This window comes from Blastococcus sp. LR1 (assembly GCF_020166105.1).
Classification (GTDB): Bacteria; Actinomycetota; Actinomycetes; order Mycobacteriales; family Geodermatophilaceae; genus Blastococcus.
Genome location: NZ_JAIUJY010000004.1, coordinates 284,645 through 311,021 on the forward strand (window position 1 = coordinate 284,645; position 26,377 = coordinate 311,021).

At 73.7% G+C, this 26,377-nt stretch carries 26 protein-coding genes; 11 read left to right on the forward strand and 15 right to left on the reverse strand.

The features are described from left to right. Positions 1 to 128 precede the first annotated feature (128 nt). Positions 129 to 4,082 (forward strand): ATP-dependent RNA helicase HrpA, encoded by a 3,954-nt coding sequence (gene hrpA, locus LBW97_RS13275; protein ID WP_224499841.1) that lies wholly within the window; start codon positions 129 to 131, stop codon positions 4,080 to 4,082. Between the two features lie 4 nt (positions 4,083 to 4,086). Here hrpA and LBW97_RS13280 read toward each other — a convergent pair whose 3' ends face one another. Beyond that, the gene (locus tag LBW97_RS13280; RefSeq protein WP_224499842.1) at positions 4,087 to 4,431 is read right to left on the reverse strand and encodes a hypothetical protein; all 345 of its coding nucleotides are present in this window, start codon (positions 4,429 to 4,431) and stop codon (positions 4,087 to 4,089) included. A 211-nt stretch (positions 4,432 to 4,642) separates the two neighbouring features. On the opposite strand from LBW97_RS13280, the gene LBW97_RS13285 reads away from it, so the two are divergent. The 3 genes from LBW97_RS13285 (at position 4,643) to LBW97_RS13295 (ending at position 6,725) form a co-directional block, all read left to right on the forward strand. After that, positions 4,643 to 5,032, forward strand: coding sequence for an ATP-binding protein (locus LBW97_RS13285; protein ID WP_224499843.1), 390 nt, complete (start codon positions 4,643 to 4,645; stop codon positions 5,030 to 5,032). A gap of 86 nt (positions 5,033 to 5,118) precedes the next feature. Further along, positions 5,119 to 5,283 carry a hypothetical protein gene (locus LBW97_RS13290; protein ID WP_224499844.1) on the forward strand — a complete coding sequence of 55 codons (165 nt, stop codon included), beginning with the start codon at positions 5,119 to 5,121 and terminating at the stop codon, positions 5,281 to 5,283. Positions 5,284 to 5,375: 92 nt separating this feature from the next. Beyond that, the gene (locus tag LBW97_RS13295) at positions 5,376 to 6,725 is read left to right on the forward strand and encodes a cytochrome P450 (RefSeq protein WP_224499845.1); all 1,350 of its coding nucleotides are present in this window, start codon (positions 5,376 to 5,378) and stop codon (positions 6,723 to 6,725) included. Between the two features lie 97 nt (positions 6,726 to 6,822). On the opposite strand, the gene LBW97_RS13300 is transcribed toward LBW97_RS13295, so the two are convergent. After that, positions 6,823 to 8,160: a sulfate adenylyltransferase subunit 1 gene (locus LBW97_RS13300; protein ID WP_224499846.1), complete on the reverse strand. Its 1,338-nt coding sequence runs from the start codon at positions 8,158 to 8,160 to the stop codon at positions 6,823 to 6,825. Between the two features lie 68 nt (positions 8,161 to 8,228). On the opposite strand from LBW97_RS13300, the gene LBW97_RS13305 reads away from it, so the two are divergent. Next, on the forward strand, positions 8,229 to 8,471 hold the full coding sequence (locus tag LBW97_RS13305; protein ID WP_224499847.1) for a hypothetical protein: 243 nt from the start codon (positions 8,229 to 8,231) through the stop codon (positions 8,469 to 8,471). Here LBW97_RS13305 and cysD read toward each other — a convergent pair. From cysD to LBW97_RS13335, 6 genes are all read right to left on the reverse strand, one after another. Next, complete coding sequence (cysD, locus tag LBW97_RS13310; RefSeq protein ID WP_224499848.1) at positions 8,462 to 9,370, reverse strand: sulfate adenylyltransferase subunit CysD; 909 nt, start codon at positions 9,368 to 9,370, stop codon at positions 8,462 to 8,464. The genes LBW97_RS13305 and cysD overlap by 10 nt on opposite strands. Before the next feature lie 85 nt (positions 9,371 to 9,455). Further along, positions 9,456 to 10,214, reverse strand: coding sequence for an inositol monophosphatase family protein (locus LBW97_RS13315; protein WP_224499849.1), 759 nt, complete (start codon positions 10,212 to 10,214; stop codon positions 9,456 to 9,458). Further along, the gene (locus tag LBW97_RS13320; RefSeq protein WP_224499850.1) at positions 10,205 to 10,927 is read right to left on the reverse strand and encodes a PaaI family thioesterase; all 723 of its coding nucleotides are present in this window, start codon (positions 10,925 to 10,927) and stop codon (positions 10,205 to 10,207) included. Before LBW97_RS13320 ends, LBW97_RS13315 begins: the two co-directional genes overlap by 10 nt. Positions 10,928 to 10,949: 22 nt before the next feature. Next, on the reverse strand, positions 10,950 to 12,458 hold the full coding sequence (locus LBW97_RS13325; protein WP_224499851.1) for a cell wall metabolism sensor histidine kinase WalK: 1,509 nt from the start codon (positions 12,456 to 12,458) through the stop codon (positions 10,950 to 10,952). Beyond that, entirely contained in the window at positions 12,455 to 13,183 is a 729-nt protein-coding gene (locus LBW97_RS13330; protein ID WP_224499852.1) for a response regulator transcription factor, read from the reverse strand. Before LBW97_RS13330 ends, LBW97_RS13325 begins: the two co-directional genes overlap by 4 nt. Positions 13,184 to 13,311: 128 nt before the next feature. Further along, the gene (locus tag LBW97_RS13335) at positions 13,312 to 14,100 is read right to left on the reverse strand and encodes a siderophore-interacting protein (protein WP_224499853.1); all 789 of its coding nucleotides are present in this window, start codon (positions 14,098 to 14,100) and stop codon (positions 13,312 to 13,314) included. A gap of 106 nt (positions 14,101 to 14,206) precedes the next feature. On the opposite strand from LBW97_RS13335, the gene LBW97_RS13340 reads away from it, so the two are divergent. Continuing rightward, positions 14,207 to 14,416, forward strand: a complete 210-nt coding sequence (locus LBW97_RS13340; RefSeq protein WP_224499854.1) for a DUF2945 domain-containing protein — start codon at positions 14,207 to 14,209, stop codon at positions 14,414 to 14,416. A 42-nt stretch (positions 14,417 to 14,458) separates the two neighbouring features. Further along, positions 14,459 to 14,917, forward strand: a complete 459-nt coding sequence (locus LBW97_RS20485) for a DUF2795 domain-containing protein (RefSeq protein WP_224499855.1) — start codon at positions 14,459 to 14,461, stop codon at positions 14,915 to 14,917. Positions 14,918 to 14,977: 60 nt separating this feature from the next. On the opposite strand, the gene LBW97_RS13350 is transcribed toward LBW97_RS20485, so the two are convergent. Continuing rightward, on the reverse strand, positions 14,978 to 15,820 hold the full coding sequence (locus LBW97_RS13350) for a hypothetical protein (protein ID WP_224499856.1): 843 nt from the start codon (positions 15,818 to 15,820) through the stop codon (positions 14,978 to 14,980). Positions 15,821 to 16,070: 250 nt separating this feature from the next. On the opposite strand from LBW97_RS13350, the gene LBW97_RS13355 reads away from it, so the two are divergent. After that, positions 16,071 to 18,014 carry an LCP family protein gene (locus tag LBW97_RS13355; RefSeq protein WP_224499857.1) on the forward strand — a complete coding sequence of 648 codons (1,944 nt, stop codon included), beginning with the start codon at positions 16,071 to 16,073 and terminating at the stop codon, positions 18,012 to 18,014. A gap of 137 nt (positions 18,015 to 18,151) precedes the next feature. On the opposite strand, the gene pstB is transcribed toward LBW97_RS13355, so the two are convergent. The 6 genes from pstB to LBW97_RS13385 all read right to left on the reverse strand — a co-directional run bounded on the left by pstB (position 18,152) and on the right by LBW97_RS13385 (position 24,070). Continuing rightward, entirely contained in the window at positions 18,152 to 18,931 is a 780-nt protein-coding gene (gene pstB, locus LBW97_RS13360; protein WP_224499858.1) for a phosphate ABC transporter ATP-binding protein PstB, read from the reverse strand. A gap of 25 nt (positions 18,932 to 18,956) precedes the next feature. Continuing rightward, positions 18,957 to 20,033: a phosphate ABC transporter permease PstA gene (pstA, locus tag LBW97_RS13365; protein ID WP_224499859.1), complete on the reverse strand. Its 1,077-nt coding sequence runs from the start codon at positions 20,031 to 20,033 to the stop codon at positions 18,957 to 18,959. Next, positions 20,033 to 20,977, reverse strand: coding sequence for a phosphate ABC transporter permease subunit PstC (gene pstC, locus LBW97_RS13370; RefSeq protein ID WP_224499860.1), 945 nt, complete (start codon positions 20,975 to 20,977; stop codon positions 20,033 to 20,035). The genes pstA and pstC overlap by 1 nt, the downstream gene beginning before the upstream one ends. Positions 20,978 to 21,114: 137 nt before the next feature. Next, positions 21,115 to 22,242 (reverse strand): phosphate ABC transporter substrate-binding protein PstS, encoded by a 1,128-nt coding sequence (gene pstS / locus LBW97_RS13375; protein ID WP_224499861.1) that lies wholly within the window; start codon positions 22,240 to 22,242, stop codon positions 21,115 to 21,117. Positions 22,243 to 22,407: 165 nt separating this feature from the next. Further along, positions 22,408 to 23,316, reverse strand: coding sequence for a mycothiol synthase (mshD, locus tag LBW97_RS13380; protein ID WP_224499862.1), 909 nt, complete (start codon positions 23,314 to 23,316; stop codon positions 22,408 to 22,410). A 7-nt stretch (positions 23,317 to 23,323) separates the two neighbouring features. After that, complete coding sequence (locus LBW97_RS13385) at positions 23,324 to 24,070, reverse strand: winged helix-turn-helix domain-containing protein (protein ID WP_224499863.1); 747 nt, start codon at positions 24,068 to 24,070, stop codon at positions 23,324 to 23,326. A 221-nt stretch (positions 24,071 to 24,291) separates the two neighbouring features. Between LBW97_RS13385 and LBW97_RS13390 the strand changes: the two genes are divergently transcribed. The 3 genes from LBW97_RS13390 to LBW97_RS13400 are packed head-to-tail and all read left to right on the forward strand — an operon-like array spanning position 24,292 to position 26,200. Next, the gene (locus tag LBW97_RS13390) at positions 24,292 to 25,116 is read left to right on the forward strand and encodes a hypothetical protein (protein WP_224499864.1); all 825 of its coding nucleotides are present in this window, start codon (positions 24,292 to 24,294) and stop codon (positions 25,114 to 25,116) included. Continuing rightward, positions 25,113 to 25,802, forward strand: coding sequence for a DUF2993 domain-containing protein (locus LBW97_RS13395; RefSeq protein ID WP_224499865.1), 690 nt, complete (start codon positions 25,113 to 25,115; stop codon positions 25,800 to 25,802). The genes LBW97_RS13390 and LBW97_RS13395 overlap by 4 nt, the downstream gene beginning before the upstream one ends. Before the next feature lie 29 nt (positions 25,803 to 25,831). Beyond that, positions 25,832 to 26,200 (forward strand): thioredoxin family protein, encoded by a 369-nt coding sequence (locus tag LBW97_RS13400; RefSeq protein ID WP_224499866.1) that lies wholly within the window; start codon positions 25,832 to 25,834, stop codon positions 26,198 to 26,200. Positions 26,201 to 26,377 lie beyond the last annotated feature (177 nt).

The following is a 26,377-nucleotide window of genomic DNA, read 5'->3' on the forward strand; positions in this document are numbered from 1 at the left end:
GGGTGCATGCAACGAGTTGCAGGGCGCATCGAGTGTGAGCTGGGTGACGGTGCCCCGGGCCGCGAGGTGGGACCCTGGGAGCCTTGTCCCAGCTACCCGTCCCGCCCGAGAGGAACGCGAGTCCGCCGGTGAGTTCTCCGCACGACGACCTCCGCGCGCGGCTGGCGTCCCTCACGCTGGCCGACGAGCACCGGCTGCGCCGCCGGCTCGACGGTCTCCGGCGCACCCGCGACGCTGCCGCGCGCGAGCGGCAGCGGGAGCGGATCGCCGCCGACGTCGCCGTCGCCGAGGAACGGATGGCCCGCCGGCGGGCCGCCGTCCCGGTCATCAGCTATCCGGAGGAGCTGCCGGTCAGCGGCCGCCGGGACGACATCGCCGCGGCGCTGCGGGACGCTCAGGTCGTGGTGGTCGCCGGCGAGACCGGCTCGGGCAAGACCACGCAGCTGCCCAAGATCGCCCTCGAGCTGGGCCGCGGGGTGCGCGGTCGCATCGGGCACACCCAGCCGCGCCGGATCGCCGCGCGCAGCGTCGCCGAGCGGATCGCCGAGGAGCTCGAGACCCCGCTGGGCGAGGCGGTCGGCTACAAGATGCGCTTCAACGACCAGGTGTCGGACTCCACCCTGGTCAAGCTCATGACCGACGGCGTCCTGCTCGCCGAGATCGCGCACGACCGGCTGCTGCGCCAGTACGACACGATCATCCTCGACGAGGCGCACGAGCGGAGCCTCAACATCGACTTCCTGCTGGGCTACCTGGCCCAGCTGCTGCCTCGGCGCCCCGACCTGAAACTGGTCATCACCTCGGCGACGATCGACGTCGAGCGGGTGGCGAAGCACTTCGGCGACGCCCCGGTGATCGAGGTCAGCGGGCGGACCTATCCGGTGGAGGTGCGCTACCGGCCGGTCGTAGACCCGGACGATCCGGAAGCGGACGAGGAGCGGGACCAGGTCACCGCGATCGTGGACGCCGTCGACGAGCTGGTGGCCGAAGGGCCGGGCGACATCCTGGTCTTCCTGGCCGGCGAGCGGGACATCCGCGACACCCAGGACGCGCTGGCCGAGAGTGCGCTCCCGAACACCGAGATCGTGCCGCTCTACAGCCGGCTGTCGGCCGCCGACCAGCACAAGGTCTTCGCTCCGCACAGCGGACGGCGGATCGTGCTGGCCACGAACGTCGCCGAGACGTCTCTGACCGTCCCCGGCATCCGGTACGTCATCGACCCGGGGACGGCGCGGATCTCGCGCTACAGCCATCGCACCAAGGTGCAGCGGCTGCCGATCGAGCCGGTCAGCCAGGCCTCGGCCCGCCAGCGCTCCGGCCGCTGCGGGCGGCTGGGCCCCGGCATCGCGATCCGGCTCTACAGCGAGGACGACTTCGACGCGCGGCCGGAGTTCACCGACCCCGAGATCCTCCGCACCAACCTCGCCTCGGTGCTGCTGCAGATGGCCGCGCTCGACCTCGGCGACGTCGCGGAGTTCCCCTTCGTCGACCCGCCGGACCGGCGCGCGATCGCCGACGGCCTGGCTCTGCTCGAGGAGCTGGGCGCCCTCGATCCCAGCGAGGCGTCGGCCTCCCCGAAGCTGACCGAGACCGGCCGGGCGCTGGCCTCGCTGCCGCTGGACCCGCGGCTGGCCCGGATGGTGGTCGAGGCCGACCGCCGGGGCGTGCTGGAGGAGGTCCTGGTCATCGCGGCGGGACTGACCATCCAGGACCCGCGCGAGCGGCCCGCCGAGCACCAGCAGGCCGCCGACCAGTCGCACGCCCGGTTCGCCGACGACAACTCCGACTTCCTGGCCCTGCTCAACCTCTGGCGGTACCTGGAGGAGCAGGCCGACGCGCTCAGCGGCAACCAGTTCCGCCGCACGGTGAAGCGCGAGTTCCTGCACTACCTGCGCATCCGCGAGTGGCAGGACCTGCACGGCCAGCTGCGCGGGACGGCGCGGCGGCTGGGCATGAACCTGAAGGAGGCCGCGACTGAGCCCGACGAGCGCGGCATCTCCGCGGCCCTGCTGGCCGGCCTGCTGACGAACATCGGCCTCCAGGTGGAGCCGGTGAAGGGGCGCGACGGCAAGCCGGGCCGCCCGGGCCGCGAGTACCTGGGCACGCGGAACACCCGCTTCGTGATCGCCCCCGGCACCCCGCTGGCCAAGAAGCCGCCGCGCTGGGTGGTGGCCGCGGAGCTCGTCGAGACCAGCCGGCTGTTCGCCCGCACCGTCGCGCGGATCGATCCGGAGGACGTCGAGAAGCTCGCCGACCACCTGGTCAAGCGCCAGTACTCCGAGCCGCGGTGGGACGCCAAGCGCGGCAGCGTCGTCGCCACCGAGCGGGTCACCCTGCACGGGCTGCCGCTGGTCGTGGGCCGCCGCGTGCAGTACGGCTCCATCGACCCCGTCGTCTCCCGGGAGCTGTTCATCCGGCACGCGCTGGTGCAGGGGGAGTGGTCGACCCACCATCGGTTCTGGGCCGAGAACCAGCGGGCGGTCGAGCGGGTCGGCGAGCTGGAGGAGCGCGCCCGGCGGCGCGACATCGGCGTCGACGACGAGACGATCTTCGAGCTCTACGACGCCCGGGTCCCGGCCGACGTCGTCTCCACGCGGCACTTCGACAAGTGGTGGAAGGCAGCCCGGCACCGCACGCCGGACCTGCTCACCTTCACCCCGGAGATGCTCACCAACGCGGCGGTCGCCGCCGAGGTGCGGGTCGAGGACTATCCCGACGAGGTGCACCTGACGCAGGGGCTGACCCTGCCGCTGACCTACGCCTTCGAGCCCGGTGCGCCCACCGACGGCGTCACCGTCGACGTCCCGCTCGGCATGCTCGACGCGGTCGCCCAGCGGACGGCGGGGGAGTCGCTCGCCTTCACCGTGCCGGGGCTGCGCGCCGAGCTGGTGACCGAGCTGCTGCGCTCGCTGCCCAAGCAGCTGCGCCGCGCACTGGTCCCCATTCCGGACCGGGTGCGCGAGGTGCTGCCGAAGGTCGACGTCGCCGAGCCCCTGCTCCCGGCGCTGGAGCGAGAGCTGCGGCGCGCGGTCGGCACGGTGATCCCGCCCGACGCCTGGCATCCCGACCAGGTGCCCGGGCACCTGCGCGCGACGTTCCGCGTCCTCGACGACCAGCACCGTCCGCTCGCCACCGGCAAGGACCTGGCCGCGCTCAAGGCGCAGGTGGCGCCCCAGGCGCGGGCCAGCCTGGCCCGCGCGGCCTCTGACTCCGAGCGGACCGGCCAGACGGCGTGGACCTTCGGGGAGCTGCCGGAGACCGTGGAGGTGCAGCGGGGCGGCCACGTCGTCACCGCCTATCCGGCGCTGGTCGACGAGGGTGCCACGGTCGGCGTCCGCGTCGTCCCCACGGCCACCGAGGCGGCCCGGCTCACCCGGCTGGGCGCCCGGCGGCTGTTGGTCCTGGTCGCCGGCTCACCGGTCAAGTCGGTGGTCAAGGGGCTGGGCCCGCGGTCACGGCTGGCGCTCCAGTTCAACCCGGACGGCGAGATCCCGGACCTGGTCGCCGACTGCGTGGACGCCGCCGCGGACGAGCTGATCGCGGCGGCCGGTGGACCGCCGCGGGACGAGGCAGCCTTCGGCGCGCTCGTCGCCACGGCCAAGGGGCAGTTGCACCCGCTCACCACCGACACGGTGAAGCGGGTGGAGGCGGTTCTCACCCAGGCCCGGGAGGTCGCCGTGGCCATCGGCGCGGCGCCCGGACGCCGGGTGCCGGAAGCGGCGGTGGCCGACCTCCGCCGGCAGATGACCGGCCTGCTGCACCGCGGGTTCGTGGCCGCGACCGGCCGCCGTCGGCTGCCCGACCTGGTGCGCTACCTGACCGCGATGGCGCACCGGCTGGAGAAGCTGCCCGCCACCGCCGTGCGCGACCAGCTGGGGATGGCCTCGGTGACGGCGGTGACCGAGGACTACGAGCGCCTGCGGCGCGAGGTCCCCTCGGCCGGGGCGCCCGACGATCCGGTCGTGCGGGTGCGCTGGATGATCGAGGAGCTGCGCGTGGCGCTGTTCGCCCAGGTGGTCGGCACGCCGCGACCGGTCTCCGAGCAGCGCATCTACAAGGCGATCGACGCGATCCAGGGCTGACGCCTCACTCGCGCAGCAGCGCCGAGATCCGCTGCCGGGTGACGCCGAACAGGGCGGCGATCCGGTTGATGCTCACGTCCTCGCGCTGCAGTGCCGCGGCCTCCTCGCGGCGCCACTCGTGGCCCGCCGAGGCCAGAGACGACAGCACCGAGGAGACGCTCTCCACCACCAGCGGGCGGGCCTCGGCCGTGACCAGCTCGAGCCATGGCTCGCCCGCTGCCCGGGCGGCGACGAGCTCCACGGCCCGTTCCCGGGCGCGCTGGAGCTCCTCGACGGACAGGTCGATCTGCTCGATGAGCTGCTCGAGCGCCCGGACGGCGGAATCGCCGGTCGGCTGGGGGGCGCTCATGCGGCTCCTCGGGCTGGGGTGACCAGCACAGACTATCGCAATGCCCATTGCGTGCAACGGCAGTTACATGCAATAGGGGTTGCGTGCCGGGATGGATGCAGGCATGGTTGGGCGCAACCTAGTTACAGATCGGGCTCCGCCCTGCCGATAACGACTACGTCCGGGCAGCCAGGCCGCTTCCCAGCCCACCGGCAGAACGGAACCCACACCGATGTCGACCCACACCGCCAGTATCGATCTGCCGCCCACCGCCGCCAGCGTGCCGGTGGCCCGTCGGCTCGTCCGCGATCTGCTGCAGGCATGGGGGGCCCGCCAGGACCACGACGACGCGATGCTGCTGGTGACCGAGCTGGTGGCCAACGTGGTCGACCACGTGGGCGGCTCGGACTGCCTCACCCTGGAGGCGACGTACTCCGAGGACTGGCTCCGCCTGGGCGTCATCGACTGCTCGCCGACCCGGCCGGCCGTGCAGAACCTCGACCTGGACAGTCCCCGCGGCCGCGGCATGCGCATGGTGGAGGTGCTCGCCGACCGCTGGGGCTGCGAGGACCACCGCGGCGGCAAGCGCGTCTGGTTCGAGCTCCGCCCGCAGCGCCTCTGACCTCGACTGTGGTGCACGGCTGGTTTGCCGTGCTCCCTGAACGGGGAGGCTCCCCTGCAGGAGCGACCCACAGGAAGGGGACTGCGATGAGCGAGCCCAACACCCACGCCGCAGGCGAGGGAGTCTCCGACGAGGAGATGATCGAGACCGTCGCCGGTCAGACCGACAGCGCGTCGGAGAACGCCGACGTCGCCGGCAAGGACTGGGACGGCGATCCGGCCTCCGCGCCCGCGCCGACCGACCAGGCCTGAGCAGTTCGACGAACGCACCGCCCCCGTCCCGCACCGCGGGACGGGGGCGGTGTCACGTCCGGAGGCGATCTCGCTCCTGACAGACTGCGGTGATGAGCGCCACAGTCGAGACCGGGCAGGCACCTGCAGGAGCCGCACTCGAGCCGCTGGCGCGTCCCGCCCGGACCGCCGTGCGCTGGGCCGTCCGCCACGGCCTGCCCGCGCTCTTCCTCGCCCGCAGCGCGCGGAGCGGCGACCCGGTGAGCCGGCTGATGCGCGACCGCACGCTGCGCGAGCAGCCCTACGGGCTGTACGAGCAGATCCGCGCCCGCGGCCCGGTGAGCGGCAGCAGCCTCGGGTGGGTGACGCCCTCGCACGCGATCGCCCAGGACATCCTGCGCTCGGAGCGGTTCGGCGTGGGCTGGGACCGGGCGGACGCGCCGAAGCTCGTCCGGTGGGCCCTGGACTTCAGCGACGACCCGGGGTCGGCGGGGGTGGCCGAACCGCCGTCGATGCTCGTCGTCGACCCGCCGGACCACACCCGCTTCCGCCGGCTGGTCAGCCGGGCGTTCACCCCTCGGGCGACGGCGGCGTTCGAGCCGATGATCCGCCGCACCGCCGACTCGCTGCTGGACGAGCTGGAGCGGCGCAGCGGCACCGTGGACCTGATCGAGGACTACGCAGCCCAGTTGCCGGTGCTGGTGATCGCGGAGCTGCTCGGCGTGCCCACGGAGCGGCGGGAGGACTTCCTGCGCTGGGGCGCCGCGGCCGCCGCGACCCTGGACCCCGGGCTGCCGCTGCGCCGCTACCTCGCCGCGGACCGGGCGCTGCGCGCCATGCACGGTTTCCTCGACGAGCACTTCGCCCGGCTGCGCGTGAACCCCGGCGACGACCTGGTCAGCAGCCTGGTCGGCCTCCCGCCGGAGGAGGCGCTCACCGACCGCGAGCTGCACGCCGTCGTGCTCCTGCTGCTCGGCGCCGGCTTCGAGACGACGGTGAACCTGCTGGGGAACGCCGTCGTCCTGCTCGACGAGCACCGCGACCAGTGGGACGGCCTGCGGGCCGACCCTGCCGGCTGGGACGGAGCCGTGGAGGAGGTGCTGCGGCTGGACAGCCCGGTGCAGCTCACCGGCCGCACGGCGAAGGTCGACGTCGAACTCGGCGGGCGCCCCGTGCGCGCCGGCAACCGCGTGCTGGTGCTGCTCGGCGCGGCCAACCGGGACCCGGAGGTCTTCCCCGACCCGGCGCGCTTCGACGTCACCCGCGCCAACGTCCGCGAGCACCTGGCGTTCTCCGGGGGCATCCACTACTGCGTGGGTGCGGGCCTCGCGCGGCTCGAGGGCGCGATCGGTCTGCGGGCGCTCAGCGAGCGGTTCCCCGACCTGCGGGTCGCCGGTACGCCCGAGCGCCGCGACCTGCAGACCCTGCGCGGCTTCGAGCGCCTCCCGGTCACCCTCCGCTGATCTCCCTGATGATCAGCTGACCTGATCATCAGGCGTCCTGGCTCACGTCCGGTGGTGATCCAGGACGTCGAGTGGTGAGCCAGGACGCGGAGAACCGCTAGCTGCCGGGGACCAGCATCCCGGCGCCGACGGTGGCGTTGGTCGCCTCGTCGATGATGATGAAGCGGCCGGTCACCCGGTTCCGCGAGTAGTCGTCGGCGAACAGCGGCTGCGTGGTGCGGAGCTTGACCCGGCCGATGTCGTTGAGCCCGAGCTCGCCGGCCTCCTGGTCGCGGTGCAGCGTGTTCACGTCGAGCCGGTAGTGCAGCTCCTTGACGACGGCGCGCACCGAGCGGGTGGTGTGCTTGACGGCCAGCCGCTGCCGCGGGCGCAGCGGCTCGTCGGTCATCCAGCACACCAGGGCGTCGAGGTCCTGGGTCACGTGCGGGGCGTTCGCCGGCCGGCAGATCAGGTCGCCGCGGGAGACGTCGAGGTCGTCGGTGAGCCGCACGGTGACAGCCATCGGCGCGAACGCCTCCTCGACCGGGCCCCGCGGGCCGTCGATGCCGGCGATCGTCGTCGTCAGGCCGCTGGGCAGCACCTGGATCTCGTCGCCGGGGCGGAGCACGCCGCTGGCGACGGTGCCGGCGTAACCCCGGTAGTCGTGGTGGGCGTCGGACTGCGGGCGGATCACGTACTGGACCGGGAAGCGGACGTCGACGAGGTTGCGGTCGCTGGCCACGTGCACGTGCTCGAGGTGGTGCAGCAGCGAGGGGCCCTCGTACCAGGGCATGTGCTCCGAGCGGCGGACGACGTTGTCGCCGTTCAGCGCGGAGATGGGGACGACGGTGAGGTCAGGGATGTCCAGCTTGGCGGCGAAGACGCTGAACTCCTCGCGGATCGCCTCGAAGGTCTCCTCCGACCAGTCGACGAGGTCCATCTTGTTCACCGCGACGACCAGGTGCGGCACCCGAAGCAGCGAGGCGAGGAACGCGTGCCGGCGGCTCTGCTCGAGCATGCCCTTGCGTGCGTCGACGAGGACGATCGCCAGGTCCGCGGTCGAGGCGCCGGTGACCATGTTCCGGGTGTACTGCACGTGCCCGGGGGTGTCGGCGAGGATGAAGGTCCGCCGCGGGGTGGCGAAGTAGCGGTAGGCGACGTCGATGGTGATGCCCTGCTCGCGCTCGGCGCGCAGGCCGTCGGTGAGCAGCGCCAGGTCGACGTAATCGCCCTTGCTGGCCCGCTCGACCGCCTCGTACTGGTCCTCGAACACGGCCTTGCTGTCGTAGAGCAGCCGGCCGATGAGGGTGCTCTTGCCGTCGTCGACCGAGCCGGCGGTGGCGATCCGCAGGATGTCCTTGCGCGCGGTGGCGATCTCGGCGGCCTGCTCGGCGGCGCGCGAGTGGACGTCGACCGGCGCCTCGGGGTGGGTGCCGGTCTCGGGCTGGGCGGTCATCGAGAGCTCTCCTGGCAGAGGACGGCGAGACGGCGGACGCTGGGGGCCGACGCCCGGGGAGGCAGCGCATGTTCGTGTTCGCCGCGGCGGTTCCGGTGCTGCTGGTGGTCGTCGTGGGCTACGTCGCCGGCTACGCGGTGGCCGCGTGGATCTGCGGCGTGCTGGGCGTGGAGGGCCAGCGGACGCCGGAGGTGGCCGGCTGGCTGACCGGGCTGGTGCTGCTCGCCGTCGTGGCGCGGATGCTGCTGCAGAAGTGGCGACGTCGTTCCGCGAAGCGCCGCGCCCATGAGGAGTGGGGCCATCAGAAGTAGCCCTCCTTCTTCCGGTCCTCCATGGCCGCGTCGCTGACCTTGTCGTCACCCCGGGTGGCGCCGCGCTCGGTCATCCGCGTCACCGCGATCTCGGCGATGACCTCGGCGACCGTGGTCGCCTCCGAGAGCACGGCGGCGGTCAGGTTGGCGTCACCCACCGTCCGGTAACGGACGCTCTCGCGGCGCACCTGCTCGCCCTCGCGGGGGGTGATGAACTCGTTGACCGCGTAGAGCATCCCCTGGCGCTCCACGACCTCCCGCTCCTCGGCGAGGTACAGCGGCGGGATCGCGATCTGCTCCCGGGCGATGTACTGCCAGATGTCGAGCTCGGTCCAGTTCGACAGCGGGAAGACGCGGATCGACTCGCCCAGGTGAATCCGGCCGTTGTAGAGGTCCCAGATCTCCGGGCGCTGGTTCTTGGGGTCCCACTGCCCGAACTCGTCGCGGAAGGAGAACATCCGCTCCTTGGCTCGGGCCTTGTCCTCGTCGCGGCGGGCGCCACCGAAGAGGGCGGTGAAGCCGTGCTCCTCGACCGCGTCGAGCAGCACCGGCGTCTGGATCCGGTTGCGGGAGCCGTTGGGCTCCTCCTTCACGGTTCCGGCGGCGATCGCGTCCGGCACGGAGGCGACGACGAGCTGGATGCCGAGCTCGGCGACCCGCTTGTCCCGGAACTCCAGGACCTCGGGGAAGTTCAGGCCGGTGTCCACGTGCATGACGGGGAAGGGGATGCGGGCCGGCGCGAACGCCTTGCGGGCGAGCTCCAGCATCACGATCGAGTCCTTGCCGCCGGAGAACAGCAGCACCGGCCGCTCGAGCTCGGCGACGACCTCGCGGATCACGTGGATGGACTCGGCCTCCAGCGTCTCCAACTGGCTGAGCCGGTAGTCGGGCGTGGTCACGAGGTGATGCTCCGGGGGCTAGAGGGCGGGTGCAGCACAGTGCGCCAACCCCATCGGATCGGTGCGGATTCCCGCCCAGTGTCCGCTATCGCCGCGCGCGGGCCGCAGCCAGCACCCGGTCGGCGAGCTCCGGCCGGGCGACGACGAGGTCGGGCAGGGACGGATCGGGGGCGTTGTAGACCAGCGGCGAGCCGTCCAGCCGGCAGGTCACCAGGCCGGTCGCGCGGGCGATGGCGACCGGCGCGGCGGAGTCCCACTGGTACATGCCGCCGGAGTGCACGTAGGCGTCCACCTCGCCGCGCACCACGGCCAGCGTCTTGTAACCGGCCGAGCCCAGCGGCACCAGCTCGCCGTCCAGCGCGGCGGCGACCGCCTCGGCCTCGGCCGGCGGGCGGGTGCGGCTGACCGCGATCCGGACCGGTCCGTCCGGGCGGGCGGGGAGCGCCGGCGCCGGGTCGGTGACGTGCACCTCGCCCAGGGCGGGCAGCGCGACCGCTCCGCTCGCCAGACCCCCGCCCGCCCCCAGCTCGCCCGCGGCCCACAGCGCCACGTGCACGGCCCAGTCGGAGCGCTCCGGATCGGAGTACTCCCGGGTGCCGTCGAGCGGGTCCACGATCCACACCCGGTCGGCGGCCAGGCGGCGCGCGTCGTCCGCGGCCTCCTCGCTGAAGACGACGTCGTCCGGGCGCTCGGCGGTGAGCACGGCCAGGATCGCGCGCTGCGCGGCCGCGTCACCCGCGTCGCCCAGCGGGCGGCCGGTCAGGCCGCTGGTGCGGAGCGGGAGCAGCACCTCGGCCGCCGCCCGGGCGGCCCGGACGGCGACGTCGACGTCGGTCAGCTCCACTGCACCGACGTGGCGTCACCCGGCCGGCGCGGCGGGGTGTGCTTGCCGGCGGCGTCGGTGATCGCGCCGAAGTAGGCCTGGGCCTTCTCCGGGCGCGGCATGACGAAGATGCCCCGGGCCTCCACGAGCGGCTTCTCCGGCGCGGAGGCGAGCGCGATGCTGCCGGCGATCACGGACTTGCGGCCCTCGTTGCTCTCGACCCAGGCCCGCAGCACCAGCGGCGTCTCCAGCGGCAGCGGGCCGCGGTAGTCCAGCTCCAGGTGCGCGGTCATGCCCCACAGGCCCGCGGCGCCGGCCGCGCTGCCGAGCAGCTGGTCCATGAACAGCGCGCTCATCCCGCCGTGCACGTAGCTCGGCGGGCCCTCGTAAGCCACGCCGAGGGTGACCTCGGCGACGACGCCGCGCTCGTCCTGGCGCACGAGCAGCGGCGGGGCCAGGGCGTTGCCGATGCCGACGACGGGGTTGAACACGCGGCGGCCGGTGAAGGGGTCGTCGAGCTCGGGCAGCTGCGCGGCCGTGCGCCGGGACGCGCCGATCCGCGCGGTGGCCCGGCGGACCAGGTCGGCGGCGGCGGCGATCTCGTCCGCCGGCACCGTGCTGACCACCGACGCCTCGATCAGCTCGCGCAGTGCGGCACCGAGATCCGTGGACGCCGTCATGAGCTCGGCGTCGTAGGGGGCCCCGGCCTCGGGGGAGTCGTCGTTCGTCGTCACCGTCAGATGGTCGCAAGCGCGCTCAGGCCGGCGTCGCGGCACCCCCGCCGGGGCCGCCGCGGGGCAGCCGCACGGTGACGGCGAGCCCCGCGCCGGGCGCGGTCTCCAGTGCTGCCGAGCCCCCGTGGGCCGAGGCGAGCGACGCCACGATGGCCAGCCCGAGCCCGGTGCCGCCGGCGGCCCGGGTGCGGGAGGTGTCGGCCCGGTAGAAGCGCTCGAACGCCCGGGCGGCGTCGGCGTCGTCCATGCCGGGCCCCTCGTCTGCGACCCGCAGCAGGAGGACGCCGGGATCGTCGGGGGCCTGGGCCACCGAGACCAGCACGCGGACGTCGACCGGGGTGTGCGTCAGCGCGTTGGTGACCAGGTTGCCGACGACCTGGCGCAGCCGGCTCTCGTCGCCGAGGACCACGGGGACGTCGGTCAGGGACTCGTCCAGGTGCAGGCTGATCGGCCGGTCGGGCTGGACGGCCCGGGCGTCGTGCACCGCGTCACCGGCGACTGCGGCGAGGTCGACGGGGGCCATGGTCAGCGGCCGCTGCTGGTCCATGCGGGCCAGCAGCAGGAGGTCCTCGACCAGCAGGCCCATCCGCCCGCCCTCGGCCTCGATCCGCTGCATCAGCCGGGCCACGTCCTCCTCGGAGCTGACCGCGCCCTGGCGGTACAGCTCGGCGAACCCGCGGATCGACGTCAGCGGCGTGCGCAGCTCGTGGCTGGCGTCGGCGACGAACCGCCGCATCCGCTGCTCGGAGCCACGGGCCTGCTCCTCGGAGGACTGCTGGGCCTGGAAGGCGCTCTCGATGCGGGCGAGCATCCCGTTCAGCGCCGTCGACAGCCGGCCGACCTCGGTCCGCTCGTCGCCGGTGGGCACGCGCCGGGAGAGGTCGCCGGCGGCGATGGCCCGCGCGGTGTCCTCGACCTCGGTCAGCGGCCGGAGGCGGTTGCCCACGAGGACGTAGGCCGCGGCACCCAGGACCGTCAGGACCAGCAGACCGACGACCACCTCGATCGCGACCAGTCGGCCGATCACCTTCTCGTCGGCGCGCAGGTCGCGGGCGAGAAGCGCGGTGTACCCCTCCGGCAGCTCGACGGCGGCCACCCGCCAGGAGGTGGTGCGGTCCTCCGAGGGGACGGTGAACATGCGCGTCGGTCGCAGCCCGCCGCGGTCGTCGTCTCCGATGCGGGCGGCCAGCCGGCCGAGGTCGGGGCGCAGCTCCGCGTCGGCGGTCGGCCCGGCGAGGACGACCAGCTCCTCGCGGCCGGGCGTCAGGCAGGCGAGGTAGTCGCTGGCCGGGAACGCGCGCGCGCCGAGCGTGCACTGCTGCAGGATCACGCCCCGCTGCTCGGACAGGCGGTCGGCGGTGACCTGCAGCTGGGCGTCCTGCTGCTCGGTCAGGTATCCGCGCAGCAACGAGGTGGCGGCGAGGCCGGTGGCGAGGAGGGCGACCGAGACGAGCGCGACGACGAGGGCGACGAGCGTGACCCGCAGCGGGAACCGGGAGCCCCGCCGGCCGGCCGGGAGGCTGCTGCTCACGAGCCCCGCGGCAGCCGGAGGGTGTAGCCCACCCCGCGGATGGTGTGCAGCAGCCGGGGCTCGGTGGTGTCGATCTTGCGGCGCAGGTAGGAGATGTAGGACTCGACGACGTTCGCCTCGCCGTTGAAGTCGTAGTTCCACACGTGGTCCAGGATCTGCGCCTTCGACAGCACCCGGCCGGCGTTGGCCATGAGGTAGCGCAGCAGCTTGAACTCGGTGGGGGAGAGGCCGATGACCTCGCCGGCCTTGATGACCTCGTGCGTCTCCTGGTCCAGCTCGATGTCGGCGAAGGTCAGCCGGGGCGTCTCGACCGCGCGCTGCGTTCCGGTCGTCCGGCGCAGCACGGCACGGATGCGGGCGACGACCTCGTCCAGGCTGAACGGCTTGGTGACGTAGTCGTCCCCGCCCAGGGTGAGGCCGGAGATCTTGTCCTCCGCTGCGTCGCGCGCGGTCAGGAACAGGACCGGGGTGTGCCGGCCGGACTCCCGGAGCCGGCGGACGACGCCGAAGCCGTCCAGGCCCGGCATCATCACGTCGAGCACCAGCAGGTCCGGGCGGAACGACGAGGCCAGGGCCAGCGCCTGCTGCCCGTCGGCGGCCGTGGCCACCTCGAAACCGGCGTAGCGCAGGCTGGCCGACAGCAGCTCGCGGATGTTCGGCTCGTCGTCCACCACGAGCAGGCGGGCCTCGGGGGGCGTGTTCCCGGGAGGTTGGTTACCCGACACGGTTCCTCCGGTCGCGTGCGCCGATGCGGTCGTCATGGGCCGAGCGTGGCCCCCCGGGCTGCGGTCCGTCTGGACGCTACCTGTGAATCCCCTGGAGGCTCGGACCTCAGCCGCCCACGGCCCGGACCTCAGGCGCCCATGGCCCGACCCAGCCGCCAGTAGCCGATCGCGTGGTGCTGCGCGCGGCCCAGCCCCCAGCGCCCGCGCAGGTCGGCCCGGATGGCCCGCACCGTGGCGGACTCCGCACCGACCCAGGCGAAGACGTCGTCGCCGGGCGGGCGCTCGAGCGCGGCGACGGCGTCGACCAGCAGCGTGCTCTCGCCCGGCGCCGTGCCTCCCCGGTGCAGCCAGCGGAGCTCGATCCCCGGAGGCGCGCCCAGCGACTGCTCCTCCTCCGGGCCGGCGACCTCGAGCAGGGCGATCCCGGTCGTCGTGGCGGGCGCCGCGGCGAGCAGCCGGCTGATCGCCGGCAGCGACGTCTCGTCGCCGGCCAGCAGCAGCCAGCCGGCGGGGCGCTCGGCCAGGGAGGCGGCGCCGGCCACGGCGGACAGCGCGCCCGGCCGGGCCGCGGCGGCCCAGGCGGCCGCCGGCCCGTCGCCGTGCAGGACGAAGTCGATGTCCACCTCACCCGCGGCCGGGTCCTGGCGGCGGGCGGTGTAGCTGCGCAGCGCGACGCCGTGGCTGCCCTGCGGCCACACGATCCGCCCGTCCCGCTGGATCTGCGGCCAGATCGGCTCGGGGTCGTCGACGCGGGGGACGAGGAGGTTCACCGTCGGCCCCGCGGCGGCGATCGCGGCCGGCGCTCCGGAGAGGGTCACCCGGCGCACCGAGGGGGTCACGTCGGTGACCGCGACGACGGTGAGGACGTCGACCGGTCGCAGGCCGTCGGTGAAGACGGCGCCATCAGAGGGGGTCACGTCGCTCCAGCCTAGGTGTCCGCCCGGTCGCGGATCGCGGATGTGTGCCTGTCAGCCCTCGCGGGCACGGGATGCGGCAGCACTGTCCGCGAGCGGAGGAGACCCGATGTCCGGTGCGCCGAAGAAGGGCGACCACGTCACCTGGAGCAGCCATGGCCACAAGGTCAAGGGCACCGTCAAACGGAAGATCACCTCCGACACCAAGACCTCGGGTCGCACCGTGCGTGCCAGCAAGGACGAGCCGCAGTACGAGGTCGAGAGCGACAAGACCGGCAAGACCGCCGTGCACAAGCCCGACGCCCTGCACGAGGACTGAACCACCGGCCCGGCGATCCGGGCCAGAGACGAGGGAGACACCGTGAGCGAGTCCGCAGACCAGTTCGCCGGGACGGCGCAGCGCAGCACCAAGCACAACCCCCGCCTCGACGAGGAGCTCGAGCACGAGATCCAGGGCATGCTCAAGTCCGAGCACGCGACCCGCTCGCACGAGTGGCGCGAGGTGGAGCCGATCGCCGAGGGCGATCCGGACATCACGGCCAACCCGGCGGGCACGCTCGTCGGAGGGATGCCGGTCGGAATGACCGAGGACGCCGTCGTCGCCCGGGCCGAGCTGGCCCGCTGGCTCGACCGCGCGGACTTCCCGAGCACCGGCCCGAACCTGGTCGAGGCGGCGCTAGACCACCGCGCACCCGACGCCGTGGTGAACGAGCTGCAGAAGCTGCCCGACGACGGCGCGACCTACGAGCGCATCGGCGACGTCGTCCGCGCTCTGGGCTACCCCACCGAGACGGGCCCCGGCGCAGGCGCCTCGGACTAGAAGGACCCCGTTCTCCTCACCCCTCGCAGCCTCGGGGTGAGCCTCCGAACGGGCCCCTCACTACTCGTCGTCGGCTTCCCGGGCCTCGTCCTGTGCGATCTCCTCCGCTCCACGGCGGCGGAACAGGCGGGAGCCCGGGAAGCCCTTCACGATCTGGCGCATGTCCTGGACGGTGTCGACCAGGTCGTGGACGTCGGTGCCCACGGTCCCGAGCGTCTGCAGCACCGGCAGGATGTCCTCGTCCAGGTGCGTGACCAGCTGGGGCAGCTGGTCGATCAGCTTGATCATCGCGTCGACCTCGGACGGGTCGAGCGACGCCGCCAGGCGGCGGAGCGAGGGCGCGAGGGCCGTGAGCATCGGCTCGTAGTCGCCGATCAGCGGCTCGACCCGGCCGACCATGCCCTCGGCCTGCCCGACCAGTGCGTCGGCGCGTCCGGCCGTGCCGCGGACCCCCTCGATCGCGTCGTCGGCCTTCTGCTGGGTCTCGCCGACCCGTCCGATGGCGTCGTCGGCCTTCTTCTGGGTCTCGCCGACCCGCTCGATGGCGTCGTCGGCCTTCTGCTGGGTCTGGCCGACCCGTCCGATGGCGTCGTCGGCCTTCTGCTGGGTCTGGCCCACCCGCTCGATGGCGTCGTCGGCCTTCGCCTGGATCTCCCCGACACCCGCGATGGCCTCGTCGGCCCGGGCGCGGGTCTCCTCCACGCGGTCGATCGCGCCGTCCGCACGGTCGAGGAGGCTCTCGACGCGGTCGACGACCCCCGACACCCGGCCGAGCAGGACCTCGACGGTGCCGAGGATCCCGGCAGCCCGGGGGACGAGCGCGAGGGCGTCGCTCACTCCGTCACGGACCCCGTCCACGAGGGCGACGACGTCGGAGGGACCTGGCACGAAGGGGAGGCGCACGGGTCGAACGCTACGCATGCGGCACATGGCCCACCATCCGGTTGTCCACGTCCCGTCGGTCGCCGTGCCGCGCGTCGGCCTGGTAATGGCCGCGACGCCCGTATCGTGGGTCGACGGACACGTACGTGCGGACGATGAGAAGGTGTCGACACCTGTGGGGGATCAGCCGACGCGGGACGGTGGGGGCGCGCGCGGCGCCGCCGGCCGGACTCGTCGTGGGCACTCCGTGGAGGCCGGCACCGTCGAACCGGTGACCGTGGAGCAGCTCCTGGCCCGTCAGGGCGACGCGGTCGGACGCCGCCGCGCGACCCGCCGCGCCGCGGAACCCCGGCCCGAGCCGGAGGTGCGCGACCGCCGGGTCCCGGTCGCCTCGGCGCTCGGAGCCACCCGTCGCGACAGCCGCCCCGACGAGGTTCCCGCCGTGCGCGCCGGACTGCCGCCGGTTCCCGGCGCCGCCCGTCCGGCCCCCGAGGTGGGTGCCCGGCCCGGGCCGCCGCCGGTGCCCGCCGCCCAGGCAGGGCTGCCGCCGGTCCCTGCAGCCCCGGCCGCGCCGCCGGTCGCCCAGCCCTCGGTCCAACCCGCCCCGCCCACCGTCCAGCCGGGCCTTCCTCCCGTGCCGGGCAGCGGCGCCTCGCTCTGGGCCCCCGCCGAGCGCCCGACGCGCCGCAGCGGCCCCATCCCGCCGCTCCCGGGTCTGGCGGTTCCGCCGGCCCCGCCGGTCGAGCGTCCCCGGCGGGCGAAGGACCGGCCGCCGCCCAGCCCGGGCCGTCGCCGCGCGATGCGGGTGGCGACCGCGCTGGTCGCCCTGCTGGGCGTCGTCGTCCTCTACCACCTGGCGCTGTACTTCTACGTCGACCAGCGCATCGACCGCGTCGACGCACTGGCGACCGACGGACCCGAGGTGCTGGCGGCCGAGCTCCAGGACGCCGCCGACACTTATCTCGTGGTCGGCAGCGGCGTACCGGGGCAGACCGGTGCGGCATCGGTGGCCACCCTCGTGGCCTCGGTCTCGCCCGACGGCGACCGTGCGGTGCTGATCAGCGTGCCGCCGACGGCCATGGTCGACACCCCCGTGTGCCGCACGCCCGACGGCGACCTGCGCAACCCGGTGACCGAGGCGTTCGCCAGTTCCCTGCTCGACGGCGGACCGGCGTGCATGGTGCGGGCGGTCCAGCAGCTGTCCGGGCTGCGGATCGACCACTACCTCGGCGTGGACCTCGCCGGGCTGCCTCCGATGGTGGACGCGCTGGGCGGCATCCCGGTCTGCATCATCCCGTCGCAGGCCACGGCCGCCGCCGCGGAGCCGCCGCCCGCCGGGCCGTCGGAGCTCTCCGGCGAGGCCGCTGCGGGATTCCTCGCCCCGGGGGACGCCGGAACCGACGTCACCGGCGCAGCGGTCGCCGAGCGGGCGCAGCGGCTGCTCACCTCGACCCTGCGCGGGGCGCTGTCGACCGACACCCTGCTGAACCCCGTCGCGCTCGCCACGTTCCTCAACCGGGCGTCGAACAGCCTGACCGTCGACGAGCAGACCACCCTCGGGGACCTCCGGGTCCTGGCCAGCACGCTGGGTGACCTCTCCGGGGACGCGGTCCAGCGGGCCGGGCTCCCCGTCGCGCAGGTCGGCTACGTCCCGGTCGGCACCGACGAGGCCTACGTCGTGCTGGACCGTCAGGCGACGCGGTCGCTCTTCGACGAGGTCATCGACGGCACCCGGCTGCCCGCCGACGTGGTCGAGGCGCAGCGCGCCGCCCAGGTCGCCGCCTCCCAGGCCGCCGAGGCGCCGGAGCCGGCCGCCGAGGAGGCCGCCGGGCCCGCGCCCCTGGTCACGGCCCCCGGGGAGGTCACCGTCGACGTGCTCAACGGCACCGCGACGACCGGCCTGGCGAGCACTGTCGCCGACGCCCTGCGTGCCCAGGGCTTCGGCGTCGGAACCGTCGGCAACGAGGCGGGCACGGTGAACGAGACGGTGGTCCGCTTCGGCCCGGGCGCCGAGGAGCAGGCGCGCACGCTGGCCGCCGCGGTGCCGAACTCGGTGCTGCGCCCCAGCGACGCGATCGGCGCCGCGGTGCAGCTGGTGATCGGCCCCGGGTACTCGACGGTGGTCCCGGTCCAGGTCGGCGCCCCGGCCGGGGCCGAGGTCGCGCCCGAGCCCGCTGCCGTCGAGCCGGAGCCCGCCGAACCCGTCAGCTGCTGACGCCGTCCTGATCCCTGCGGGACGACGCCGGGCGTCGTCCCGCAGCGCGACGTGGCGCGCCGTCGACAGTCAGGTGCAGGCCCCGTCCAGAGGCACGCCCCGAGCGGAGCGAGGGGTGCGGAGGACGGGGTGGTTCCTCAGCCGAAGCGGCCGGAGATGTAGTCCTCGGTCGCCTTCTCGTCGGGGTTGCTGAAGATCTTCTCGGTCGGGTTGAACTCGATCAGTCGTCCCGGCTGGCCGACGCCGTTGAGGTTGAAGAAGCCGGTGGACTCGCTGACGCGGGCGGCCTGCTGCATGTTGTGCGTGACGATGACGATCGTGAAGCGCTCCTTCAGCTCCGTCATCAGGTCCTCGATCGCCAGGGTCGAGATGGGGTCGAGCGCCGAGCACGGCTCGTCCATGAGGAGCACGTCGGGCTCGACGGCGATGGCGCGGGCGATGCACAGTCGCTGCTGCTGACCACCGGAGAGGCCGGAGCCGGGGCGGTCGAGGCGGTCCTTGACCTCGGTCCACAGGTTCGCGCCGCGCAGCGACTTCTCGACGATGTCGTCGGCCTCGGACTTCTTCATCCGCTTGCTGTTCAGCCGGTTGCCGGCCAGCACGTTCTCGTAGATCGACATCGTCGGGAACGGGTTGGGGCGCTGGAAGACCATGCCGATCTGCCGGCGCACGTCCACCGGGTCGACGTCGGCGCCGTAGAGGTCCTGGCCGTCCATCGCGACCTTGCCCTCCACACGGGCGCCGGGCAGCACCTCGTGCATGCGGTTCAGCGAACGGAGGAAGGTCGACTTCCCGCAGCCCGACGGGCCGATCAGGGCGGTGATGCTGCGCGGCTCGATGGCGACGTTGACGCCCTCCACCGCCAGGAAGCTGCCGTAGTAGATGTCGAGGTCGGAGACCTCGATGCGCTTTGCCACGTGGATGTCCTCCGGATCGGACCGGTCAGCGACCGGTCGAGGGGGCGAAGAAGCGGCTGATCAGGCGGGCGACGATGTTGAGCGCCATGACCAGGATGATGAGGACCAGCGCCGCCGTCCAGGCGCGGTCGAGGAACGCCTGGGTCAGCGTTCCCGGCTGGGTGAGCTGGTAGAAGGCGAACACCGGGAGGGTCGCCATTCGTCCGTCGAACGGATTGAGGTTGGTGCCGGTGATCAGGCCGACGGTCACCAGCAGTGGCGCCGTCTCGCCGACGACGCGGGCCACGGCCAGCGTGATGCCGGTGCCCAGGCCCGCGATGGCGGTGGGCAGGACGACCTTCACGACCGTCCGCCACTTCGGGACGCCCAGGGCGTAGCTGGCCTCGCGCAGCTCGTTCGGCACGAGCTTGAGGACCTCTTCGCAGGACCGGACGACCACCGGGATCATCAGCACCGACAGCGCCACGGCGCCCATGACGCCGAGCCGGACGTCGTTGCCGAACATCAGCGTGAACAGCGCGAAGGCGAAGAGCCCGGCCACGATCGACGGGATGCCGGTCATGACGTCGACGAAGAAGGTGATGGCCTTCTTGAGCCGGCCGGAGCCGTACTCCACCAGGTAGATGGCGGTCATCAGGCCGATCGGCACCGAGATGACCGTGGCCAGCGCCGTGATGATCAGCGTGCCGAGGATGGCGTGGTAGGCGCCGCCGCCCTCACCGACCACCCGGAACATCGAGTTGGTGAAGAACTGGGCGTCGAACCGCGGCAGCCCGTTGTCCAGCACCGTCCAGACCAGCGAGACCAGAGGGATCATCGCGATCCCGAAGGCGGTCGTCACCAGGCAGGTCACCAGCCGGTCGGTGGCCTTGCGCCGGCCCTCGACCGTGCGCGAGGCGACGTACACGGCCAGGGTGCCGAGGAGGACGCCGTAGATCACCGTCGAGGCGACGCTGAACGACGTGAGCGCGGAGAGCCCGGCGCCGACGACGATCCCCGCGAGGTAGAGACCCAGCGGCGCGAACCGGGGGAGCCGGGAGCGGGAGCGGACCGGCGGCTGCGCGTCGGTGCCGGTGGGGGCGGGACGGATCGCGGTGCTCATCAGTTGGCTCCGGAGAAGTCGGCGCGCCGGTTGACCACCCAGCGGGCGAGCATGTTGACGACCAGCGTGATGAGGAAGAGCACCAGGCCGCTGGCGATCAGCGTGCTCACGTCCAGGCCGCTGGCCTCGGGGAACTTCAGCGCGATGTTCGAGGCGATCGTGGAGGGGTTCGAACTGCCGATCAGGTTCAGCGTCGCCCCGGCCCCGCCGGAGAGGACGATCGCCACGGCCATGGTCTCGCCGAGCGCGCGGCCCAGGCCCAGCATCGCGCCGCCGATGACGCCGGACTTGCCGTACGGGAGGACCGCCATCCGGATCATCTCCCAGCGGGTCGCGCCCAGTGCGAGCGCCGCCTCGCGGTGCAGCGCCGGGGCCTGGCTGAACACCTCGCGGGAGATGGCCGAGATGATCGGCAGGATCATGATCCCCAGGACGATGCCGACGGTGAGCATCGTGCGGCCGCTGGCGGAGGCTGGCCCGGCGAACAGCGGGATCCAGCTCAGGTTCTCGGCCGCCCACTCGTGGAACGGGACCAGGGTCGGCGCCAGCACCGCCAGGCCCCAGAAGCCGTAGACGACGCTCGGGATCGCCGCCAGCAGGTCGATCACGTAGCCCATGGCCGCGGCGATCCGCTTGGGGGCGTAGTAGGTGATGTACAGGGCGATCCCCACCGCGAGCGGCGTCGCGATCAGCAGCGCCAGGACGGCGCCGAGCAGGGTGCCGACGATCAGCGGCCAGACGTAGCTGCCCAGGCCCTCGCCGCCCGGGATGTCCTCGGCCGGCGCGGTCAGCGCCGGGACGGCCTCGCTGATCAGGAAGGTGGCGACACCGGCCAGCACGATCAGGATGAGGATGCCGGAGCCCTTGGCGGTCCCGGCGAAGACGCGGTCGCCCGCGCGCCGCTTGGGCCGCGGTGGGGCCGGGGGTGCGCTGATCGTCGTCACCGGGTTCTCTCCATCGGGTTCGTGCGTCGCGTCGTCATCAGGGCTCGGTCCTCGGGGTCGGGGGCCCGGTCACGCGGCTCGGCGGCCCGGGGTGTCCAGGACACCCCGAGCCGCCGCACCGCGCTCGTCGCTCGGAATCAGCCGGCCGACGTGATCGCGTCGACCGCGCTCTGCGCCTGCTCGCGCAGCGAGGCGGAGATCGGGGCGTTGCCGGCGTTGTCCGCCGCCGCCTGCTGACCGTCCTCGCTGATCACGTACTCCATGAAGGCCTTGACGTTGTCGGCGTCGGCCTGGTCCTCGTACTCGATGCAGCCCAGGTGGTAGCTCACCAGGACGACCGGGTACTCGCCCGAGCCCTCGGTCTCCCGGTTGAGCTCGATGGCGAAGTCGTAGTCGCCGCGGCCCTCGACCCGCTCGGAGTTCTCGACGACCGCGGAGGCGGCCTCGGGGGAGGGGGCCACGAACTCCTCGCCGACGCCGACGTTCACGACGCCGAGGTCACCGGCGCGGCTGGCGTCGGCGTAGGTGATGGCGCCGACGGTGCTCTCGACGACGCCCACGACGCCGGAGGTGCCGTTGGCGGCCTCCCCGCCGTCCAGCGGCCAGACGCCGTCGGGCTCGGCGGTCCACACGTCCCCGGCCACCGCGTGCAGGTACTCGAGGAAGTTCTCGGTGGTGCCCGAGTCGTCGGCGCGGTGCACCGGCGTGATCGGCGAGGCGGGCAGCGTGGCGTCCGGGTTGTCCGCGGCGATCGCCGGGTCGTTCCAGGTGGTGATCGCACCGGTGAAGATGCCCGCGATGGTGGCCGGCGCCAGGTTCAGCTCGTCGACGCCCTCGAGGTTGAAGATGACGGCGATCGGCGAGATGTAGTTGGGCAGCTCGAAGATCTCGCCCCCGGCGCAGCGCTCCTGCGCGGCGGCCAGCTCGTCCTCGTCCAGCGCGGCGTCGGAGCCGGCAAACATGGTGGAGCCGTCGATGAACTGCTCGCGGCCGCCGCCCGACCCGACCGGGTCGTAGCTGAACTGGATGTCGGGGTACTCGCCCTGGAAGCCGGCCTGCCACGCCTCCATGGCGGCCTGCTGGCTGCTGGCGCCGGCGCCGACGAGGTCGCCGCTGAGCTGGCCGCCGTCGGTCGAGCCGCCCTCGGGCGAGCCGCCCTCGTTGGACGCGCCGCAGGCGCTGAGGGTCAGGGTGGCGGCGATCGCCACGGACAGGGTGGTGGCGCGGGTCGTGCTGCTGAGCTTCAACTCAGTGCCTCTCGACATGGGCCCGGACGATTTCCGGGCAGCAATGGACCGTCGAGAGGGACGCTAGGGAGCGGAGGTGGCGCGTTCCCCGGCCTTCGGTGAACGGACGGTGAACGACCGCTGAGGTCTTCGGGGAGGAGCGGTGGCGCCGGTCACGCGGGGGCAGAATCCCCTGTCGGACGGTCAGCGGGCGGCCGGATCCCGGTGCCAGGAGACGTCGACGGCGAAGCGGGCGAACCCGCGCCCCTCGTACAGGCCGACGGCCGCCGCGTTGTCCTCCTCCACGTACAGGAGGACCTCCCCGAGCCCGAGCCCCCGCAGGTGCGCCAGTCCCAGGTCGGTCAGCGCGCGGCCCAGTCGCATGCCCTGCGCGGCCGGGTCGACGCCGAGCACGTAGATCTCGCCGACCGGTTCGGGACCGGCGTCGCCGGCGGGGTGCACCTTGGTCCAGTGCGAGCCGAGCAGCTCGCCGCCGTCGGCCGGGTCACCGCGCCACGCCATCAGGAAGCCGGCCGGGTCGAACCACGGCTCGGCCTCGCGCAGCTCCAGGTCCGCCCGGGTCATCCGCCCCTGCTCGGGGTGCCAGGAGAAGGCGCGCGCATTGACCCGCAGCCAGGCCTCCTCGTCGCGGCCGGGGACGAACGGCAGCACCTGCACGCCGGCCGGCAGCTCGGGCCGCGGGTCGGCGTCGACGCCGGCGAGGTCGCGCCGCATCTGCAGCAGCACGCGGGCGCGCTCGAAGCCGGAGGGGGCGAGGAGCTCCGCCGACCCGGGGAGGTCGCCGTGCGCCCAGATGCTCAGCGGTCCGCTGCCGGCCAGCTCCAGGAGCTGCCCCAGCAGTGCGCGGCCGAAGCCCCGACGCCGGAGATCCGGGTGCACGGCCAGCTCCGCGACGCCCTCGTCGACCCGCGCGTAACCGGCCAGCACGCCGTCGTCGGCCCGGACGACGAGGTCGGAGCCGTCAGGAGAGCGGTGCTGGAGTCGCAGCTCGGCGTCCTCGGAGAGGGGGCGCACGCCGTCGGCGGCGGCGGCAGCGCGCAGCAGCGCCAGCACCTCGGGAACGTCGACGCCGGCCTGAGCGGGGGAGGTCACCCGGTCATCAGACCAGTTCGGCGTCCGACCGCTCCGCGGAGGTGGTGGCCCGGGCGGCCTTGGCGGTGGCGTCGGCCACCTGCTGGTCGAGCTTGTAGCCGACGTTGCGCACGGTGCCGATCAGCGCCTCGTGCTCGATGCCCAGCTTGGCCCGCAGCCGGCGCACGTGGACGTCGACGGTGCGGGTGCCACCGAAGTAGTCGTAGCCCCAGATCTCCTGCAGCAGCTGCGCGCGGGAGAACACCCGGCCCGGGTGCTGGGCCAGGTACTTGAGGAGCTCGAACTCCTTGTAGGTGAGGTCCAGCGAGCGCCCGCGCAGCTTGGCCGAGTAGCTGTGCTCGTCGATGACGAGCTCGCCGGCCTGGGTGAGCCCGCCCTCGGCGCCGTCGGCAGGGGTGGCGGCGGCCAGCCGGCGGGCCGTGGCCCACTTGAGGCGGGCGTCGACCTCGGCGGGGCCGGCGGTGTCGAGCAGCACGTCGTCGACCCCCCAGTCGGCCGACAGCGCGACGAGCCCACCCTCGGCGAGGACCGCGACGAGGGCGGCGGCCACCCCGGTCGAGGAGAGGAGGCCGCAGAGGGTCCGGGCCCGGATGAGGTCGTGGCGCGCGTCGACCAGGACGACGTCCCCGGCGTCACCGTCCAGGAGGCTGGACAGCTCGGGCGCGACCACGCGGACCTGGTGGGGGAGCAGACCCAGCGCAGGCAGCACCTCGGTCGTGGCCTGGCGAGCGGCGGTCATGAGCACGAGTCGCATGGCGTCTCCTCAGGGGTCCAGGGCCGGCGCGGGTGCCGATCGGACCTGCGACAACGCTGTCGAGGTGAGAGGGCAGGATAGCGGACGGCGCGCCCGGGTGGGTGGAGGTCGGGTCGGTCGCCGCCGCCGACAGCCCCCTCCGGGTCCCCTGAGGCCGCGAACGGAGTCCCGATCCCGCTCGTCGGAGGGACCGGACGCCGGACGTCTGAGACGATCGGGGGGTGAGCCCCGCCGCCGTCCTCCCTGCGACGCCGGACCGGGCGCACCACCTGCCCGCCGCGGGGCTGGCAGTGGTCGTCACCGCCGCCGCGGCCGGTCTTCCGGCGCTGCTGGACGGGGTCGGCGCGCTGGCCGCGGTGCTGGTGCTCCAGCTCGCGCTGGTGCTGTCCTGGGTCATGGTGGCGCGCATGCGTGGGGCCACCGCCTCGCTGGTGGTCGGCACGGGTGCCGCCGTCGCCGCGGACCTGGTGCTCGTCCTGCCCGAGCGACCGGAGCTGGGCGGTCTGCTCGGGGTGCTGGCCGTGGGCTTCCTGGTCTCGGTGGCCCAGCAGATGCTGCGCACCCCCCGGACCCACCTGGTCGCCTCGCTGGCCGGCGCGGCGCTGCTGCTGACCGCTGTCGCCGCGCTCGCCGCGCTGCTGCTGCTCGGCCGCTCCGACGAGGGGCGGCTCGTGCTCACCGCTCTGGTCGCCGGCTCGGCGCTGGTGGTGGGCCACCTCGTGGACCAGGTGCTGCCGCGGCCGGTCGTCGCGGAGGGCGTGCCGCGCGGGCTGGCCGGCGTCGTCCTGGCGGTCCTGGCCGGCGCGGGGGTGGCCTGGGTGGCGCGGGGAACGGCCGACCTCGGCTCCCTCCGCTCGCTGCTCCTCGGTGCGGTGGTCGCGGGCGTGGTCGCGCTGGGAGCCGTCGCCGTGAGCTTCCTCGTGGTCGAGGCCGCCGACGAGGGGAGTGCCGAGGACACCTCACCCTGGGCCCTGACCGTGGTCCAGGTCGTCCTCCCGCTGGCCGCGGCGGCCCCGGTGGCGCTCGGGCTGCTGACGGTGCTGTGAAGGTCCTCGTCGTCCTGCTGGTCCTGCTGATCGGGCTCGGGCTGCTGCTCGACCGTCTGGCCCTGAACGCGGCCGAGGGCCAGGTCGCTGCGCAGCTCGCCGCCGAGGGCGATCTGGCCGGTCCGCCGGACGTCGACATCCGCGGGTTCCCGTTCCTCACCCAGGCGCTCGGCGGCCGGTACGACGAGGTCCGGATCTCGCTGACCGCCGACCAGCTGGGCCGGCCCGCGGGCACCGAGGCGGACGTCGTCCTGCGCGGGGTGCGCCTCCCGTTGTCCGAGCTGCTCGGCGGAACGGTGCGGTCCCTCCCCGTCGAGCGCATCGACGGCCGGGCCACCCTCTCCTACGACCTGCTGGAACAGGAGCTGGGCGGCGACACGACGCTGCAGCCCGAGGGCGACGGACTGCGGATCACCCGGACGGTCGAGCTCTTCGGCTACACGCTGCCGCTGACGGCTGTCGGCACCGTGGCCCTGGACGGGAACACCGTCGTCGTCGACGTGCAGCAGGCCTCCGGAGCCGGCGTGTCGATCCCCGGGTTCCTGGTCGACCGGGCCACCGACCTGCTGGACCTGCGCTATCCCGTCGAGCTCCCCTTCGGCCTGCAGGTCACGGGGGTCTCGCCCGCCGCCGACGGCGTCCACGTGCGGGTGGAGGCACGCGACGCCGTGCTCCAGGCGGAATAGGTCGCCAGCCGGGGCCGGTTGTGCCCGTCGTGACAGGGACCACGGCGACGCGGGACGACGGGCGGATCTCCGCCGTGTTCGAGCGCCTCGGGGTCCAGGCAGCCGGGGCCGACCTCACCGTCGTCCAGTTCTCCACCGCGTTCTGCGGGCCGTGCCGCGCGACGAAGGCCCGGCTCCGACAGCTGCAGACGACCCGGCCGGGGCTGGCCGCCGTGTTCGTGGACGCGGAGAGCCATCTGGCGGAGGTGCGCGAGCTCGACGTGCGCGTCACGCCGACGCTCTTCTTCCTGGACCGGTCGGGTGCCGTCGTCCGGCGGAGCTCCGGGGCGCCGCGTCCCGACGAGCTGACGGCGGTCGTGGACGCCCACGTCGGGGCCGGGACCGGCGGCGTGTCGTGATCCGTTACCCTCGCGCCGTGGGCATCCTGCTGACCTCGCGCCGCACAGTCGACCTGTGCCGCGTCGGCAGCTGCCTGTGTCCGGCCCTCTGAGGGCGGCACTGCGCCGTCCGGACGCGCTCTCCGCGCCGCCGGGATGCCCCGTTTCCCCGTGAGTCCCGCGCTCGAGCGATCCGCG